Annotated in this window: 16 protein-coding genes and 1 tRNA gene; 4 read left to right on the forward strand and 13 right to left on the reverse strand. The window is 71.4% G+C overall.

The genetic code is table 11. The annotated features are described in order from the left end of the window. Window positions 1-7: 7 nt before the first annotated feature. The 6 genes from mnhG to EUA98_RS10705 are packed head-to-tail and all read right to left on the reverse strand — an operon-like array spanning window position 8 to window position 6,494. Window positions 8-394 (reverse strand): monovalent cation/H(+) antiporter subunit G, encoded by a 387-nt coding sequence (gene mnhG / locus EUA98_RS10680; RefSeq protein ID WP_130102671.1) that lies wholly within the window; start codon window positions 392-394, stop codon window positions 8-10. Then, window positions 394-786 carry an MrpF/PhaF family protein gene (locus EUA98_RS10685; RefSeq protein WP_130102672.1) on the reverse strand — a complete coding sequence of 131 codons (393 nt, stop codon included), beginning with the start codon at window positions 784-786 and terminating at the stop codon, window positions 394-396. Before EUA98_RS10685 ends, mnhG begins: the two co-directional genes overlap by 1 nt. Next, a complete protein-coding gene (locus EUA98_RS10690; protein ID WP_130102673.1) occupies window positions 783-1,361 on the reverse strand; it encodes a Na+/H+ antiporter subunit E in 579 nt (192 codons plus the stop codon). The genes EUA98_RS10685 and EUA98_RS10690 overlap by 4 nt, the downstream gene beginning before the upstream one ends. After that, window positions 1,358-2,959 carry a Na+/H+ antiporter subunit D gene (locus EUA98_RS10695; RefSeq protein WP_130102674.1) on the reverse strand — a complete coding sequence of 534 codons (1,602 nt, stop codon included), beginning with the start codon at window positions 2,957-2,959 and terminating at the stop codon, window positions 1,358-1,360. Before EUA98_RS10695 ends, EUA98_RS10690 begins: the two co-directional genes overlap by 4 nt. Next, window positions 2,956-3,468, reverse strand: coding sequence for a Na(+)/H(+) antiporter subunit C (locus EUA98_RS10700; RefSeq protein WP_130102675.1), 513 nt, complete (start codon window positions 3,466-3,468; stop codon window positions 2,956-2,958). The genes EUA98_RS10695 and EUA98_RS10700 overlap by 4 nt, the downstream gene beginning before the upstream one ends. Beyond that, window positions 3,465-6,494 carry a Na+/H+ antiporter subunit A gene (locus tag EUA98_RS10705; protein WP_130102676.1) on the reverse strand — a complete coding sequence of 1,010 codons (3,030 nt, stop codon included), beginning with the start codon at window positions 6,492-6,494 and terminating at the stop codon, window positions 3,465-3,467. The genes EUA98_RS10700 and EUA98_RS10705 overlap by 4 nt, the downstream gene beginning before the upstream one ends. Before the next feature lie 191 nt (window positions 6,495-6,685). Here EUA98_RS10705 and EUA98_RS10710 point away from each other — a divergent pair, with 191 nt between their 5' ends. Then, complete coding sequence (locus EUA98_RS10710; RefSeq protein WP_130102677.1) at window positions 6,686-8,902, forward strand: (Fe-S)-binding protein; 2,217 nt, start codon at window positions 6,686-6,688, stop codon at window positions 8,900-8,902. A gap of 8 nt (window positions 8,903-8,910) precedes the next feature. Here the strand turns inward: EUA98_RS10710 and EUA98_RS10715 are convergent, their stop codons facing one another. Together EUA98_RS10715 and dcd are read right to left on the reverse strand one after the other, a co-directional pair. After that, entirely contained in the window at window positions 8,911-9,975 is a 1,065-nt protein-coding gene (locus EUA98_RS10715; protein ID WP_165372792.1) for a hypothetical protein, read from the reverse strand. Between the two features lie 5 nt (window positions 9,976-9,980). Further along, window positions 9,981-10,556: a dCTP deaminase gene (gene dcd / locus EUA98_RS10720; RefSeq protein WP_165372793.1), complete on the reverse strand. Its 576-nt coding sequence runs from the start codon at window positions 10,554-10,556 to the stop codon at window positions 9,981-9,983. A gap of 129 nt (window positions 10,557-10,685) precedes the next feature. Between dcd and EUA98_RS10725 the strand changes: the two genes are divergently transcribed. Together EUA98_RS10725 and EUA98_RS10730 are read left to right on the forward strand one after the other, a co-directional pair. Then, a tRNA-Gly gene (locus EUA98_RS10725) sits at window positions 10,686-10,759 on the forward strand. 108 nt (window positions 10,760-10,867) lie between these two features. Further along, window positions 10,868-12,220, forward strand: a complete 1,353-nt coding sequence (locus EUA98_RS10730) for a site-specific integrase (protein ID WP_130102679.1) — start codon at window positions 10,868-10,870, stop codon at window positions 12,218-12,220. On the opposite strand, the gene EUA98_RS10735 is transcribed toward EUA98_RS10730, so the two are convergent. From EUA98_RS10735 to EUA98_RS10750, 4 genes are all read right to left on the reverse strand, one after another. Continuing rightward, window positions 12,203-12,526 (reverse strand): MerR family transcriptional regulator, encoded by a 324-nt coding sequence (locus EUA98_RS10735; protein WP_130102680.1) that lies wholly within the window; start codon window positions 12,524-12,526, stop codon window positions 12,203-12,205. The genes EUA98_RS10730 and EUA98_RS10735 overlap by 18 nt on opposite strands. 83 nt (window positions 12,527-12,609) lie before the next feature. Then, entirely contained in the window at window positions 12,610-13,041 is a 432-nt protein-coding gene (locus tag EUA98_RS10740; RefSeq protein WP_130102681.1) for a hypothetical protein, read from the reverse strand. A gap of 34 nt (window positions 13,042-13,075) precedes the next feature. Beyond that, window positions 13,076-14,521, reverse strand: a complete 1,446-nt coding sequence (locus EUA98_RS10745) for a hypothetical protein (RefSeq protein WP_130102682.1) — start codon at window positions 14,519-14,521, stop codon at window positions 13,076-13,078. After that, window positions 14,518-14,913, reverse strand: coding sequence for a hypothetical protein (locus EUA98_RS10750; RefSeq protein WP_165372794.1), 396 nt, complete (start codon window positions 14,911-14,913; stop codon window positions 14,518-14,520). Before EUA98_RS10750 ends, EUA98_RS10745 begins: the two co-directional genes overlap by 4 nt. 109 nt (window positions 14,914-15,022) lie before the next feature. Between EUA98_RS10750 and EUA98_RS10755 the strand changes: the two genes are divergently transcribed. Continuing rightward, complete coding sequence (locus tag EUA98_RS10755) at window positions 15,023-15,934, forward strand: hypothetical protein (protein ID WP_130102684.1); 912 nt, start codon at window positions 15,023-15,025, stop codon at window positions 15,932-15,934. A 299-nt stretch (window positions 15,935-16,233) separates the two neighbouring features. Here the strand turns inward: EUA98_RS10755 and EUA98_RS10760 are convergent, their stop codons facing one another. Next, a complete protein-coding gene (locus EUA98_RS10760; protein WP_130102685.1) occupies window positions 16,234-16,590 on the reverse strand; it encodes a hypothetical protein in 357 nt (118 codons plus the stop codon). Window positions 16,591-16,678 lie beyond the last annotated feature (88 nt).

Consider the following 16,678-nt stretch of genomic DNA (forward strand, 5'->3'; position numbering starts at 1 on the left):
GGCGCGGCTAGAGGCCCGGCGCGGCGTCCCGCGCATCGGCCTCGCTCTCGGCCGCGTTCTGGTCGGCCGTCAGCTCGTCGACCACGAGCAGCTCGCTGCGCACCTTCCCGGTCCGGTAGCCCGCGCGGCCCACCATGTGCGAGGCCACCGGCGAGGTCAGCAGCTGGAAGGCCACCACCAGCACGAGCATCCACACCGCCGGCCCGTTGCGCAGCCGCAGCGCGAGCCCGATCAGCACCAGGATCAGGCCCAGCACCTGCGGCTTGGTGGCGGAGTGCATCCGCGCGAGCAGGTCCGGGAAGCGCACGAGCCCCACCCCCGCGGCGAAGGCGAGCAGCGAGCCGCCGAGCAGGCAGATCGCCGCGACGACGTCGGCCACCGTGGTCCAGCTCATCAGCGCACCTCCCCGGGGGCGAACCCGCCGTGGTGCTCGGCGTCGTCGCTGCCGAGGTTCGCGGCCCGGTCGGCCTCGGCCCGCTGCGCCTCTTCGAGGGCGATCTCCTCGCGGGTGCGCACCTTGCCCTCACCCGCCGCCTCCCGCGAGGCGAACCGCGCGATCGTGACCGAGCCGACGAAGCCCACGAGCGAGAGCACGACCAGCACCGGGATGGTGTCGGCGCGCCGGTTGTACGCCGCCTCGAGCCCGACGAACGCCACCAACGTCGTGGTCACGACGTCGAGCGCGATCGTGCGGTCGAGGATGCTCGGGCCGCGTTCGGCGCGGTACACGGCACCCACGAGCGCCCCGGTCAGCAGGATCGTGCACACGATGGCGACGGCGATCATGTGGTCACCCCTCTCTTCCGGTTCGCGGCCGGCACCGGGCCGAGGCCGGCGGCGGCGAGCTGGGCGTCGGACGCGATCGCGCGCAGCACCCGCTCCTCCTGGTCGAGCACCGACTGCCGCGCCGCCTCGATGCCGCCGGCGGTGTCGACGTCGAGCACGTGCAGGTACAGCGTGCGGGTCAACCGGTGCGCCTCGACGACGATCGAGCCCGGCACGAGCGAGCACAGCTCGGCGGTCAGGGTGAGGTAGAGGTCCGACGAGCTGCGCAGGCGCACCCCGATCACCGCGCTCACCGGTGGTCCCGGCCGGAATGCCTGCACGCCGACCTGCACGCTCGCCACGACGAGGTCGCGCGCGAAGTGCGCCACCAGCCGGATCAGCCCGAAGGGTCGCAGCCGGCCACCGGAGGCGACCGCCGGCAACGGCAGCAGGACGGTCACCGCGAACGCGATGGCCAGCCCCGCGAGCACGTTGCCCAGCCGCAGGTCGCCCCACAGCAGGACCCAGACGATGGTCAGCCACAGCATCGTCGGCCACTGGACGGCCACCGCCCGGCGGCGCGGGTGCAGGCTCACGGGGTCACCGCCTCGGCCTCGTCGACGGCCTCGTCCGCGGCCTCGCGCGCCTCGGCCGCCTCGCGGGCCACGCGGTCCGAGATCCCCGAGCCACGGCCGCCGTCGGGCAGGACGGCGGTGATGTAGCCGTCGCGGTCGTCCAGGTCGTGCGCGGCGCGTTCGGTGTACGCGTAGAGCGGGCCGGCCACGACCGTGAGGCCGATGCCGAACACGACGAGCACGGCCGCGGAGCCGACCATGCCGCGGGGCAGGTGCACCGGCTCCACGGGGGCGGGCGCCGTCTGCCAGAACGCCTTGTTCCAGGCCTTGACCAGCGCGTACAAGGTCAGCAGGGAGGTCACCACGCCGCCGGCCACGAGGGCGTAGGTCATCGGCGTCCCGGCGGCGACGCCCGCCTCGAGCAGCCCGACCTTGCCGAGGAAGCCCGAGAACGGCGGGATGCCGGCGAGGTTCATCGCGGGCACGAAGAACAGCACCGCCAGCAGCGGCGCGATCTTCGCCAGCCCGCCGAGGTGGTCGAGGGACGTGGTGCCCCCACGGCGCTCGATGAGGCCCGCCACGAGGAACAAGGTGGTCTGCACCGTGATGTGGTGCACCACGTAGAAGATCGCCGCGGCCATCCCGGCCTCGCTCGACAGCGAGATGCCGAAGATCATGAACCCGATGTGGCTGACCAGCGTGAACGACAGCAGTCGCTTGATGTCGTTCTGGGCGACCGCGCCGAGGATGCCGACCAGCATGGTCGCCAGCGCCGCCCACATCAGCAGGTCGTCGGCGCGACCGCCGGGGAACAGCAGCGTCTGGATCCGGATGATCGCGTACACGCCGACCTTGGTCAGCAACCCGGCGAACACCGCCGTGACCGGCGCCGGCGCCGTCGGGTAGGAGTCCGGCAGCCAGGCCGAGAGTGGGAAGATCGCCGCCTTGATGCCGAATGCGAGCAGCAGCAGCAGCTGCAGCGCGAGCGAGATGCCCGGGTCGATCTCAGGCAGCCGCTGCGCGAGCTGCGCCATGTTCACCGTGCCCGTGGCCGAGTAGGCCAGGCCGATCGCGAACAGGAAGATCACCGAGCTCAGCAGCGCCACGACGATGTAGATCGTGCCCGACCGGATGCGCTCGGCGGTTCCCGTCAGCGTGATCAGCACGTAGCTGGCCGCGAGCAGCACCTCGAAGCCGACGTAGAGGTTGAACAGGTCGCCGGACAGGAACGCGATGGCGATCCCCGCCGCCAGCACGAGGTACGACGGGTGATAGATCGCGACCGGTGTCTCCTCGTCGCCGTCGGCCACACCCTGGGCGAGGGAGTAGACGAGCACGCACAGCACGACCAGCGCCGAGATCGCGAGCATGAGCGAGCTGAGGCGGTCGGCGACGAGGTTGATCCCGACCGGCGCCGACCAGCCGCCGACGTCGACGATCAGCGGCCCCGAGCCGGACTGGGCGAACAGCAGCCCGACCGACGCGACCAGGCTCAGCGACAGCACCACGAGCGTGATCACGCGCTGCGCCGACGCGTGCCGCCACAGCGCGAGCGCGAGCCCCGCGCCGGTCAGCGGGAGCATCACCGGCAGCGGCACCAGCCAGGTGAGGTCGCTCATCGCGGTCCCTCCGACGGGGTCGTCGCGGCGCCCGACAGTCCGATCTCGTCCCGGGCCTCCGCGGCGTCCCGTTCGAGGTCGAGCTTGGCCATGTCGGCGTCCGCGTCCTCGAAGATCGGCTCGTCGCGCGCGGCGATCCGCGCGATGCGCCGGTCCTCGACGTCGTCCTGCACCTCGTCGTGCCGGTGCAGCTGCCACGACCGGTATGCCAGGGCGAGCAGGAACGCCGTCATCCCGAGGGTGATGACGATCGCGGTCAGCACCATGGCCTGGGGCAGCGGGTCGCTCATCTCACCCTCCGGCGTGGTGCCCACGATCGGCGCACCGCCCGCGGCGCCGCCGGCGACCAGGAAGCTGAGGTTGATCCCGTTGCCGAGCAGGATGATCCCGATCAGCACGCGGCTCAGGCTGCGTTCGAGCAGCAGGTAGACGCCGGTCGTGACCAGCACCGCGATCACCACGACGAGCACGAGGTTCGGGCTCATGTCCGGGCTGACGTCCGGGCTCATCGGGTGGCTCCTTCGGCCGGGTTGCCGGCGCGGTTGCCGCCGGGGGTCGACGCGAGGTCGTCGGCGCCGGTCGCCTCGCCCTGCCGGTCGATCTCGGCGCCGAGGCTCCGGAGCACGTCGAGCACGAGGCCGACGACGACGAGGAACACCCCGAGGTCGAAGAACAGCGACGTGACCACATGAAGGGTGCCGATCAGCGGGATCTTCAGGTCGATGATCACGCTCTGCAGCGCCTCACCGCCGAGGATCAGCGCGAGGAGGCCGACGCCGGCCGACAGGAACAGCCCCGAGCCCAGCAAGAGCCCGGGGTGCACCGGGGCGGCCTCCCCCAGCTCGTACCGTCCGCCGGCCAGGTACCGCACGATCAGGGCGATGCCGACGACGAGCCCGGCCGCGAACCCGCCGCCGGGGGCGTTGTGCCCGGCGAACAGCAGGTAGACGGCGAACACGATCAGGGTCGGGAACAGCAGCCGGGTGACCACCTCGAAGATGACCGACCTGCGCTGGGGGGCCAGGGTGCGCTCGGCGCGCAGCCATGCGCGGGAGCCGGTGATCGCGCGCTGCTCGTCCGGTGCCGGCGCCGCGACGCCCCGGCGCCGCAGCGCGGCCATCTTGTTGTCGTCGCCGCCGCCCCAGACCCGGACGCCCTCGCCCTCGCCCTCACTGTCGGCGTCGAGGTCGCTCACCCGGTGGATGTCGCCGCTGCGGCGCTGCAGGAAGATCAGCGACGCGACGCCGGTCGCGGCCACCAGCAGCACCGCGATCTCGCCCATGGTGTCCCACGCGCGGATGTCGACCAGGACGACGTTGACGATGTTCTCGCCGCCGCCGAACGAGTACGCCTCCTCGGCGAAGTCGAGCGACTGCGGCAGGTGGATGCGTGCCCCGGGGGCGACCAGCGTGAGGCCCGCGACCGTGATCCCGACCGCGAGCGCGAGCGCGAGCCGGAGCCACCGGCTGGCGGGGAGCGGCCGGTCGGAGAAGTACGCCGGCAGCCGCCGCAGCACCAGGACGAACACGACCACGGTGATGGTCTCCACGAGCACCTGGGTGAGCGCCAGGTCCGGCGCGCCGTGCAGCAGGTACAGCACGGCGATGCCGTACCCGGAGATGCCGAGCAGCACGACGGCCTTGAGCCGCCGTCGGGCGCGCACGGTGAGGATGGCCGCGACGACGATGACGCCGGCCGCGATGAGCTGTCCCGGCGAGTCCCAGGCGCGCACCGACGTCGGCAGCGACGTGCCGGTGACCAGCGCGGTCCCGCCCAGCGCGACGAACACGATGAGGATGCCGGCGAGGTAGACCGGTAGCGAACCGCGCTGGGTGACGGCGGTGATGTCGGCCGAGAAGTCGTCGAGCCGGCGCATGAACCGGCGGTAGACGAGGTCCGCCTCCGGTCCGGTCCGTAGCGTGTCCTGGAACCTCTCGACCGGTCGGCGGGCCCAGAACAGCAGCGCGCCGCCGCCGAGGATCACCGCGGTCAGCGCGAGGGTCGGGGTGAACCCGGCCCACAGGGTCAGGTGCGACGGCTCGCCGACCGGGTAGGTGTCGGCGTACGGCGAGAGCAGGTCCTCGCCGAGCCCGGGCAGCAGGGCGGCGGCGAGCCCGAGGATCCCGAGCACGAGCGAGGGCCACACCAGCAGCCAGGAGGGCCGCGTGATGGCGGGCGGCACGCCCGGTCCCGTCGGTTCCGGCTCGCCCGCAGGCGTCGCGGGGTGGGTGACCGAGCGCTTGGTCGCGAACGCCCCCCAGTACAGCCGCAGGCCGTACGCGACGGTGAACCCCGACCCGACGACGACGGCGCCGAGGACCACCCAGCCGACCCAGCCGCCGACGTCGTGCTGGAGCGCCTCGAGGGCGGCCTCCTTGGCGACGTACCCCGCGAACGGCGGCAGCCCGATCATCGACGCCGTCGCCAGTCCGGCCGCGAGCGCCGTGGCCGGCAGCGCCCGCCCGACGCCGGACAGGCGGCGCAGGTCGCGGGTCCCGGTGGCGGTGTCGATCACGCCGACGGCGAGGAACAGGGCCGCCTTGAACATCGCGTGCGCGCCGATCATCGCCAGGCCCGCGAGCGCCGCCGCCTTCGTGCCCAGGCCCACGAGCAGCACGATGAGGCCGAGCTGGCTGACCGTCCCGAACGCGAGGATCAGCTTGAGGTCGTGCTGGCGCAGGGCGCGGTACCCGCCGAGCAGCAACGTCCCGCAGCCGAGCACGGTGATCATCACCTGCCAGACGGTCAGCTCCGCGTACGCCGGCGCGAACCGGGCCACGAGGTAGACCCCGGCCTTCACCATGGCTGCGGCGTGCAGGTAGGCGCTCACCGGGGTGGGGGCGGCCATGGCGGCGGGCAGCCAGAAGTGCACCGGGATGAGCGCCGACTTGGTCGCCGCACCCAACAGGATCAGGGCCGCCGCCACCGGGATGGCGGGGCCGTGCGGGGGGTTCGCGATGATCTCGGAGAGCCGGTAGGTGCCCGCGTCGGCGCCGATCAGGATCAGCCCGACGAGCATCGCCAGCCCGCCGGCGGTCGTGATGATGATCGCCTGCATCGCCGCGCGCCGGCTCGCCTTGCGGTCCGCGTAGTGCCCGATGAGCAGGTAGGAGAAGACGGTCGTCAGCTCCCAGAACGTGTACAGCAGCAGGAGGTTGTCGGCCACGACCAGGCCGAGCATCGTGCCCGCGAAGGCGACCAGCACCGCGCCGAACCGGCCGAGCCCGCCGGCCGTCGCCGAGAAGTACGCCGAGGAGTACACCAGCACCAGCGCGCCGATGCCGCCGACCAGCACGACCATCAGCCACGACAGCGTGTCGAGCCGGAACGCGAGACTGAGCTGCAGGCCCGGGACCCACTCGACGAGCTCGACCGGCCCGTCGCCGCGCATCACCGCACCCGTGTGCGCCAGCGCCCACACCATCGCCGAGGCCGGCGCCGCGGCCAGGACGAGGTACGCGCGCCGGCCCCACCACGACACGAGCACCGGCGCGGCCAGCGCCATCGCGAAGTGGGCAACGATCAGCAGCAGCACGTCCACTCCGTCCTCGTGGTGGGCGGTTGGTCGGTCGGGCAGTCAGTCGAGCAGTCGGTCGGGCAGAGCCGAACAGACGCGCCGGGCGGATTCCCCGGGCGTGGGCCGAACTGGGTGTGGGTAGAGGGTAACAAGCCGGCCAGGCGTGGGCGTCCTTCGTTGGCGGCCCCCTGCGGCACTACCGTGTCCGCGTGGACATCCTGCGTGCGGTCGCGATCAGCCTCGTCGTCATCGGTTCGGTGGTCGGCGTCGCGATCTTCGCGCGCGGGCTGCGCGAGATCGTCCGGACCGTGCGGATCGGCCGGCCCGCACCGGAGCGCGCCCGGCCGATCGGCACCCGCCTGGGGGTCCTGGCGCGCGAGGTGCTCGGGCACGAGCGGTTCGCGAACCGGCCCGACATCAAGGTGGCGCACTGGGTCGTGATGGTGTCGTTCCCGGTGCTGTTCCTCACCCTGGTCACCGGGTACGGGCAGGTGGCCCGGCCCACGTACTCGCTGCCGCTGATCGGCCACTTCATCCCGCTCGAGTGGGCCATCGAGGCGATCGGCTGGGCCTCGCTGCTCGGCATCCTCATGCTCATCGTGATCCGCCAGGTGACCCGCCTGCGCCGGCCCGGCCGCTCGTCACGGTTCTTCGGCTCGAACCAGGGGCAGGCGTACTTCGTCGAGGCGACCGTGCTCGCCGTCGTGCTCTGCGCACTGACGCTGCGCGGCCTCGAGTACGCCCTGGCCGCGCAGCTGCCCGACACCGCGCACCTCGCGTCCGCGTGGCACTTCCCGCTGACCGCGTGGTTCGGCGCGTCGTGGGTGGCGGTGGATCGCGGCACCCTCGAGGTGGTGGTCATCGTCGTCTCGACGGTGAAGATCCTCGTGTCGATGTCCTGGTTCGTGGTGGTCGGCCTGCAGCCCTCGATGGGCGTCGCATGGCACCGGTTCCTCGCCGTGGTCAACATCTACGCCCGCCGCGAGACCGACGGCGCCCCCGCCCTCGGCGCCCTGCAGCCGATGCGCGGCGCGGACGGCAGGCCGCTCGACCTCACCTCGCTGGAGGACCTGCCCGACGACGTGCGCCTCGGCGTCGGTGCGATCGAGGACTTCACCTGGAAGGGGCTCCTCGACTTCGCCACCTGCACCGAGTGCGGCCGTTGCCAGGACCAGTGCCCCGCCTGGAACACCGCCAAGCCGCTGTCGCCGAAGCTGCTGACGCTCGCGCTGCGCGACCACGCGTTCGCGACCGCGCCGTACCTGCAGGCCGCGGGTGCGGGCGCACCCGGCGCCCCCGCGACGCCGTCGGGCATCGACCCGCACGCGATGCGCCTGATCGACAACGTGATCGACCCCGAGGTGCTGTGGGCGTGCACGACCTGCGGCGCGTGCGTCGAGCAGTGCCCGGTCGACATCGAGCACGTGGACGCGATCGTGGACATGCGGCGCTACGAGGTGCTGATGGAGTCGGCGTTCCCGTCCGAGCTCGGCGGCATGTTCACCAAGCTCGAGCGCAAGGGCAACCCGTGGGGCATGGCGCCCAAGGCGCGGCTCGACTGGGCCAAGGGGCTGCCATTCGACGTGCCGGTGATCGGGCGCGACGTCGAGGACGCGCGCGGCCTGGACTACCTGTTCTGGGTCGGCTGCGCCGGTGCGTACGAGGAGCGCGCGAAGAAGACCTCCCGCGCGGTGGCCGAGCTGCTGTTCACCGCCGGGGTGAGCTTCGCGGTGCTCGGCGACGGCGAGTCCTGCACGGGCGACCCGGCCCGGCGCGCGGGCAACGAGCTGCTGTTCCAGACCCTCGCGGCGGGCAACATCGAGACGCTCGACGAGGTCGGCGCGCAGTCGATCGTCGTGACCTGCGCGCACTGCTTCAACACCCTCTCGCGGGAGTACCCCCAGCTCGGCGGCCGGTACGAGGTCATCCACCACACCGAGCTGCTCAACCGCCTGGTCGCCGAGGACCGCCTCACCCCCGTCCCGTTCGAGGCAGCCGACGTCGCGCAGGTGATGACCCTCGCCGGGGCCGGCACCGGCACATCGCCCGGGCAGACCGTCACCTATCACGACCCCTGCTACCTCGGCCGGCACAACAAGATCTACGCGCCGCCGCGCGATCTGCTCGGCGCGCTGCCGGGCGTCGAGCTCACCGAGATGCCACGCAACTCGGAGCGCTCCTTCTGCTGCGGCGCCGGCGGCGCGCGGATGTGGATGGAGGAGAAGACCGGCACCCGGATCAACGCCGCCCGCGCCGAGGAGGCGGTCGCCACCGGCGCCGGCACGATCGTCACCGCCTGCCCGTTCTGCACGGTGATGCTCGGCGACGGCGTCGCGGGTCTGCCGGCCGGGGCCGACGGCGCACCTGCCCCGCGCGTGGTCGACGTCGCCCAGCTGCTCCTCGAGCGGGTCCGCCCGCCGGTCTGACGTCGGGGCTAGAGGTCGGCGGGGTCCACCAGGAACTCGGCGGCGTCGACGACCTCACCGCCGACGGCGTGGTGCACCTCGCGCGTGAGCGCACTGACGAGCGGCAGGGCCCGGCCCCGAGCGACCCGGTGCGCGAGCGAGGGCCGTTCGAGCTCGAGCTCCTGGAAGTCGGGCGCCTGCCACCGCACGCGGTACGCGATCGCGCCGTTCGCGGCCCAGGGCAGCGCGCTGAGCACCAGCGGGACGACGTCCTCCCCCGCCGCCTCGAGCACCAGCAGGCCGTCGATCCCCATCTCGGCCTCGACGCCGTACCCGGTGAGCTCGTCGGGGGCCGAGAGCGCGGCGACGTCGTACGCGTCGGCTTCCGCGTGCAGGTTCTTGCGCAGCGCATCGCTGAGCCCCGCGGCGCCGGGCACCTCACGCGTGCCGGTGCCGGGCGGCGGACCGGCCCACGGCACGGGGTCCATCGCGAGCCGCGCGCGCGGCATCACCCGCTTCATCACGGCCAGCGCGGCGGTGGGCTCGAGCCAGACGTCCGAGTAGACCGTGAGGTCGATGACCGCCTCGGCCGGCGGGGTCAGCACGACGCCGCTGCCGGCGATCCGCACCGACCCGCCCAGGCGCCGCGCCGCGGCCACGAGCCAGTGGGCGACCCGCTCCTCGTCGCGCACGGGCATCCCGTCGCTGAACGCGCGACCGAGCCCGTCGCGGTCCCCGCCCGGGTAGGGCGGGTCGCCCCGCTCGTGCGGAGCCTCCACCACGAAGGCGGTGACGGCCGACGTCGGCAGCCCGAACCGGGCGGCGTCGGCGGGACCGAACGCGTACGGGCCGACCAGGCGCGAGTGGCGCGAGAGCCGCAGCACCCGGGGTGCGGCGACCCCGCGGGGCCGCCGGCCACCGGAGTGCGCGCGCCCGGCGGCGGCCGCCGCGTCCCAGCCCGCCGCGAGGAACCGGCTGACGGCGAGCGCCTCGACCTCGTCGGCCCCCACGCCCTCGGGCAGGGCGAGCAGGTGACAGCTCGCGGTCGCCGGGTCGGCGGACGGGAACGGCGGCAGCTCCGGCTGGTTCGCCATCTCGGCTACACCTCGGTGCTGTGGAAGTTCTGCCAGGAGCGGGACGCCGTCGGGCCGCGCTGGCCCTGGTAGCGCGAGCCGGAGTGGGTGGACCCGTACGGGAACTCCGCCGCCGACGACAGCCGGAAGAAGCACAGCTGGCCGATCTTCATCCCCGGCCACAGCGCGATCGGCAGCGTCGCCATGTTGGACAGCTCCAGCGTGACGTGGCCGGTGAAGCCCGGGTCGATGAACCCCGCCGTGGAGTGGGTGAGCAGCCCCAGCCGCCCGAGCGAGGACTTCCCCTCGAGGCGCGCGGCGATGTCGTTCGGCAGCGTCACGGCCTCGTACGTCGAGCCCAGGATGAACTCGCCGGGGTGCAGGATCAGCGGCTCCCCCTTCTCGACCTCGACCAGGCGGGTCAGGTCGGGCTGGTCCAGCGACGGGTCGATCACCGCGTACTTGTGGTTGTCGAACAGCCGGAACAGCCGGTCCAGGCGGATGTCGATGCTGGACGGCTGGATCATCGCCGGCTCGTAGGGGTCGAGCACGACGCGCCCGGAGTCGAGCTCGGCACGAATGTCACGGTCGGAGAGCAGCACCTGGACACGGTAGCGCCCGGGAACCGTGGGTCTGCGCGCCGCGGCGGGGCCATGGGAGCGGGATCGGGTCCGCGCACCTGGCGCGGTTGGGTATGCTCGGTGCCGCGCACCTGCCTTGGTGGGTTTCGCGCGGGTGTAGTTCAGTGGCAGAACTTCAGCTTCCCAAGCTGATAGCGCGGGTTCGATTCCCGTCACCCGCTCCAGACTGAACGTGCAGGTCAGAGAGATTTCTGGCACGAATAGGCCATCTCCCGGTAGGCTCTGTGGCATCGCTTTGCTCCATTACGCTCCATTAGGCGCTGGGGGTAACTGTGCCGAACCGGAAGGGACGCCGCCTGTTCGGCTCCATCCGCCAGGAGGCGTCGGGCCGCTGGATGGTCCGCGTACCCATCCCCGACAGCGGCGGCAAGACCCGGTCGATCGGCACCTTTGCCACCAAGCGCGCCGCGGAGGACGCCCTGGCGATCGAGCACGGCTCGATCGCCACCGGAACCTGGGTGGACCCCAACCGAGGCAGCGAGCTCCTCGGTCAGTACGCGGCCACCTTCGTCGCCACGAACGGGTACCGCGAGCGCTCCCTTGCCCTCAACGAGCGCCTGCTCGCGGAGTGGATTGACACCACCCACTTCCTCACCGTCGGCGGCAGCCGCCACGCGATTGGTCTAGGCATGCGATCGCTGAGCTCGCTGACGACCCAGGACATCCGACTGTGGCATGCGGCGGTGACGGCGGAGTCCCGCCGACGCGCCGTGCAGCGCCTCGAACGAACGGCGAAGCACCCGAAAGCCGTCAACAAGGCGGTCCGCGCCTGGGCCCAAGGCGCAGGCATCGCCGTGGCCGCGACTGGACGCATCCCGACAACTGTCTTGAGCAAGTGGGAAGCCGCCGGAGGTCGCAAAGCCCTGGCCCCAGACATCCCGCCGACTGCCGGCGCCACGGAGGCCGCGCAGGCCTACCGTCTGCTGCACGCTGTGCTCGCACGTGCCCGACGCGACGGACTGATCAAGGAGAACCCTGCAGCGATCGAGGGGGCAGGTTCGGTGGCGACGCTTGAGCGCAGACCCGCCAGCATCCCCGAGCTCCGGGTGGCTGCGGGCGCCATGACGGCCCGATACCGAGCCGCTGTCTGGGTCGCAGCAATGACCTCGATCCGCAGCGGTGAGCTGTTCGCGTTGCGTCGCTCCGACTGGGACCCCCAGAGGCACACGCTACGGATCGAGCGCTCCGTCGAGCTCGAGACGTCCGACGACGACTTCGGCCAGGTCAAGGCCTCGGCCTCGCTGCGTACCGTCGTCGTGCCCAAGATCGCGGCGACGGCTCTGGAGGAGCACCTGGAGCAGTTCACGGCGAAGGCGCCCAGGTCGCTGATCTTCACCACCTCGACCGGTGGCATCGTGTACCCGAGCCGAGTCGGCAAGCAATGGGCCCGGGCGCGTTCGGCCGCGGGCCGCGAGGATCTTCATTGGCACGACCTGCGCCACACCGGGCAGAGCCTCGCGGCCGCCGCTGGCGCCGGGATCAAGGACCTGCAGGCTCGCGCCGGTCACTCTACGACGACGGCGGCCATTCGCTATCTTCACCAGGTCCAGGACAGCGACCGCCGGGTCGCCACCGCGTTGGACGAGCTCGTTGCCCGCGAGGATCAGTCAGGTGAGGATTCGTAGCCACGTCTCCCGCCCGAAGGAGTCCGTACGGACTGGACGCTGGGCCGGCGTTGTGCACGCCTCGATCAACCGATCGGCCGTCGACCGACGCACGCGTAGGAGGCGGCCGATCGCGACGACCTCGATACGCCGTTCCTCGATCAGCGTGCGGGCCCGCCGCTCCGAGATGCCGAGGTACACGGCCAGCTGCACTCGGTCGAGCAGCGGGTCTGGGTTGGCGACTTCAACATGGTCACGCGCAGCCTCGATCGTTGCGCGGTCGTGCTCCGGACGGCCTGCCATCACGTTTGAGTCGCGAGTGCCCACAGCTTCCCTCCCTGATCCTCGTTGTGCTGTCTTGATCTCCGAAGGCGCGACGCAGCCGTCGGGAGGTCACAACGCATGGTCGGTCACATTGGCGGTCCCACGATTTCGCCGCTCCCGCCCTCGACATCACGAACTGTGGAGCGCGAGCTCTCAGCGCGAGTGCGGCCGACGTGGTCCTCGACGACGCCGGGGGTGGACCTCCGCTCCGTCCCCAGTTCGGACGCCAACGCGCCGAACTGGGTGCGCCAACGCAGCAAATCCTCAGCGGAGTCGCCGGCTGTGCTCAGGACGATCTGCCGGACGTAGTCCGCCTCCCACGACCCGGGACGACCGGAGAGCAGCCTCTCCACGCCGCCGACGTTGGCCGCCACAGCAGTCAGGACGTGACAGGCGATCTCTCCGAAGTCGACTCGCTCGCGATGTTCGTGCGGGCTACCCGCGCCGGTGGTCCGGGTACCCAGTGCCGCCTCGGTCAAAGCAGCGATCGCTTCGCCAACCGGGTCTTTGCTTCGCATGGCGTGTCCTCTCGATCGTCTCGTCACCGGTCTGTCACCGCTCGCAGCCATAGGCCGGGCCCGGGCCCGGCGGCACACCGATCGCGCGCTCCGCATGCTCGCGCCCGTTCAGCCGTGGGCCGGCTGGGCTGAGGTCACGGTTCGCGCCCAGGAACGTGCTGGCCGAATCGACCTTCACCGCCGCAGCCACGACGTCGGCGCTGCGCTCGGCCAGCGAGTCGCGAAGGGCTTCGGGGATGGGTATCGAACGGTTGGCATACAGGTCCCCCATCTCGACCCAGGCCGCATCGTCGGACCGGACGAACAGAACCGTGCAGGCAGCAGCCACGCCACGGGCCGGGGCGAAGAACTCCGGATCGGTGACCGCCTCACGCAGTACGTAACCGAAGTCGACCGCGGCGACCATCCCTCGCTGCACCTCCAGGCTCGCCGCGCCCAGGTCCACGCGTCGCGCCATCGTCTCTGGTCCGGCATGGCCTCCGAGGTCTGCGGTGATCTCCCGCAGAGACGCGCGAAGCTCGGCGCCAGCGTGCAGGAGGTCGGGGTCGACTCTCCGGGCACGTCCGGCGATCTGCTGGAGGTCGACACCCAGCTGCGCCCAGGCGTCGTCGAGCGAGCCGAGCGCCGGCTGCAGACGGTTCGCGTGCTGGTCGGCATCGATGGCACCGAGGTGAGCGGCGGCGGCGAAGATCCTTCCGCCGGTCACGGTCAGGTCTCGTTCGACCTTGACCGTGAACAGGATGTCCGTTGCAGTCGGCGATGCCGCCAACGTCCGACGAGCTTGGACGTCCCAGCGTGCGATGGCACGTTCGAGGCGGGCCGGCTCGACGGGGTCGAGGTGCTGCCCGGTCAGCGCGGCGGGCCAGCGGCCCGCCAGATAGGACGCCGCCAACTGTTCGGCGGTGCCCACCCGCACCAGGAGGTCGTGCGACTGGTCTGCCGAGTGCCCCTGCTCGACGCGTTGCTTCGCGTCAAGCACGCGGCGCAGGTCGCGGTTGTAGTGATCGAGCGACTGGCCGACACCGTGCGAGGCGACGTAGACCACGTGCATGATCCGCGTTCGGGCAGCCTCGGAGTCCAGGTGCCCCGGTTCGCTGAGCGGCGCAGTGGGGTGTCGGCGGGCGGTGACCAACTCAGCTGCCAGCCAGAGATTCTCCACAACCCGCTCCAGGAGCGGGTCGCCCGCACCGACACCCGGCCAACCGGTCCGCAGCTGGGTGCGGTGCATCCCGAGCGCGATCTTATGAATCCGCCCCATGCTCGGGTCGCCGGTCCGATCTGGGATCGACGCCCACAATCCGGCCGCCGCCTCAACAACCTCGCCCCACGAACGCGCTCTGGCCTTGGCCGTATGTGGCGGCGCCTCCCACAAGAGCTCACGTGCGGCGAAGTCGGCGTCCTGCAGCAGATCTCCTACCGTCCGCTCATCGGGCGGCACCGGCGGCGCAGTGGCAGACGACGGGCCCATCGCCGCCGTCACGATGCAGCCTCGGATTCGGCGACCAAGTCGTCTAGCTCGGAGATCACTGCGGCGGCACCGGTAGGGAACTCGTCGACCGGGTACCGACGAGCGGCGTGTCCCGCCGCCCGGATGAGCTCCCGCACAGCGGACGAACCAGCGACCTCCAGGACGATGTCCTCGAGGTCGCCGTCGGAGTCAATGGGCAGCAACGCCACGGCCCTCGACGCGACGATCTGTGCGCCCAGGGCCAGGGAGTGCAGGTCCGGCCTGCCGGCAGCCGTCGTCTGTGGGCTGTCGGCTGCGGCCGTCAGGATCGCGATGATCTGCATCCACGTGGCCGTCGGGTTGACGGCATTGAACTCGTTCATCGTCCCGCTCCCTTCCTCTGGGGCCTTCTCCCATGGGGCCACGATCGGCCGCCCGTGCGGGGGCAACGGCAGTTGGTTGTGGATAGCGCGGTCATGTCGGTGGCGCGGTGGACAGTTCATTCACAGGCCGAAGGCCGGCCGACGACGTGTGGTGGTCAGCTGGATCGACTGGCGTCGTTTCGCTCTCGTGCGAATGGAGGTGGCGGCGATGCCGGTGTGGGTGGTGAAGACCCTGGCGGTCGGGCCAGGGGTAGTGGTCAGCGTTGTCGTGGTTGCACTCACGCTCGCAGCCGCACCTGGGCCGATTGCCGCGGGCGCGGCACTGGTGCTGGCCGGGGTCGTCGCGGCGGCCGGCCACCGCGCGTGGGAGGGGCCGGCAGCTGCGATCGTTCTGGGCGCGCGTCGGCTGCGGCCGTCTGAACGCCACGACCTGGCGGCGGTGCTGACCCAGTTGTGCCGGGCCGGGCTGGGTCCGCCGCTGGTGGACGTCCGCGTGAAGCGATCTCGGGCGATCGGAGCCATGGGTTCCGGTCGACGCACCATCATCGTGTCCACGGGACTGATCGAGGCCGTCGTTCGCGGCGACCTACCGAGCCATCAGGCAGCCGCCGTGGTCGCGCACTCAGCCGTACTGGTCCGCGAGGGGGCAACACGCGCGGATCTGCTCATCGGTTGTGCGTCGGCGCCATGGCGAGCGACGCGCGCGGCGATCCACGGCATCTGCGGTTCGCTGCACAGGTTGCCGTTGACGCAGGCCTCGTGGCGGCTGCGAGTTGTCGTGGTGGCCGTGGCTGTCGTGCAGGCCGTCCAGGCTGGGCGAGTAGATCTCGCGGTCGCGATCGCCGCGATCGGAACGCTCAGCTACGGGCTTCCGGTGTGGGAGCGCCGGTGGCATCAACTGCTCGTGAGAGTCGGCGACGAAGGAGTAGCGCGTGTTGGCTTCGGTGACGACCTCGTCGCGTTCCTGCACACCTGCCCAAGAACCGACGACACGAGGACGCGACTCCGAACACTGCTCCCATCCGGCACGCGGCGACCGGCATTGGGAATCGTCACGCACTGACGATGATCAAGCAGCCGACCAGCACCGCGACGACGATCAGCGCGGCAGACCGATCGCACCGATCGGATTATCTGCTTGGCCGACGACCCTGCTGCTCGGCCAGGAGTCGCGGGGTCACCCGCGCGACCGTCACCTAGGGTGCCCACCGCTGGTCGACCCGCGAGGTCGCGGCCAACCGCTCGGCGGTGTGCGCGCTCGACTGCACCGGCCCAATGCTGTTCAAGTCCGCCGACAAAGCGCGGCCCTGCTCCTCCGTCGCGGCAAGTGGCACTGCTCCAAAAGGGCCTGCCCGGTCGCCGCTACAGGGCCCATTGGGCGTAGCAGAGATCCCGTTCCCCTTTCGCGTTCCCCCTGAAGCCGTCGCCGACTTCCTTGTCTCCGCCGGAATGCACAACGAGCGAGGCCAGTGACGGTTCATTGCGGTCGCGACAGTCGATGGTGATGGCGTCCAGGGCTTTACCGAAGCCGCGAACCGAGTAGGCCCCACCGGTGGCCGCGGCGAGCCCCTTGTAAGAGGTCGTCGCGCGGAGCTGGGCGACGGTGATTAGTGCCGCCCGTATCCGGTCAAGGGCATCGAGCATGTGCGGAGTGACGTTGACGGTTGTGCCGCGAAAGTCGATGTCGAGCGGGCCGAGCTGCACCTTCAGAGTGTCCATGCCCTCAAGTATCCCGCCCGTTTCTGCGTATGGTCGAAAATCTGGATCCAAGCCGTGACGTGACCGACCCAAAGCCACAGCAATCCGG

The sequence above is a fragment of the Pengzhenrongella frigida genome (assembly GCF_004168625.1).
Taxonomy (GTDB): domain Bacteria; phylum Actinomycetota; class Actinomycetes; order Actinomycetales; family Cellulomonadaceae; genus Pengzhenrongella; species Pengzhenrongella frigida.

What these genes read in the sequence shown, in the direction of transcription:
- mnhG (WP_130102671.1), bottom strand. Translation starts at nt 394, where the DNA reads ATGAGCTGGACCACGGTGGCCGACGTCGTCGCGGCGATCTGCCTGCTC.
- EUA98_RS10685 (WP_130102672.1), bottom strand. Translation starts at nt 786, where the DNA reads ATGATCGCCGTCGCCATCGTGTGCACGATCCTGCTGACCGGGGCGCTC.
- EUA98_RS10760 (WP_130102685.1), bottom strand. Translation starts at nt 16,590, where the DNA reads ATGGACACTCTGAAGGTGCAGCTCGGCCCGCTCGACATCGACTTTCGC.
- EUA98_RS10740 (WP_130102681.1), bottom strand. Translation starts at nt 13,041, where the DNA reads ATGCGAAGCAAAGACCCGGTTGGCGAAGCGATCGCTGCTTTGACCGAG.
- EUA98_RS10715 (WP_165372792.1), bottom strand. Translation starts at nt 9,975, where the DNA reads ATGGCGAACCAGCCGGAGCTGCCGCCGTTCCCGTCCGCCGACCCGGCG.
- EUA98_RS10700 (WP_130102675.1), bottom strand. Translation starts at nt 3,468, where the DNA reads ATGAGCCCGGACGTCAGCCCGGACATGAGCCCGAACCTCGTGCTCGTC.
- EUA98_RS10695 (WP_130102674.1), bottom strand. Translation starts at nt 2,959, where the DNA reads ATGAGCGACCTCACCTGGCTGGTGCCGCTGCCGGTGATGCTCCCGCTG.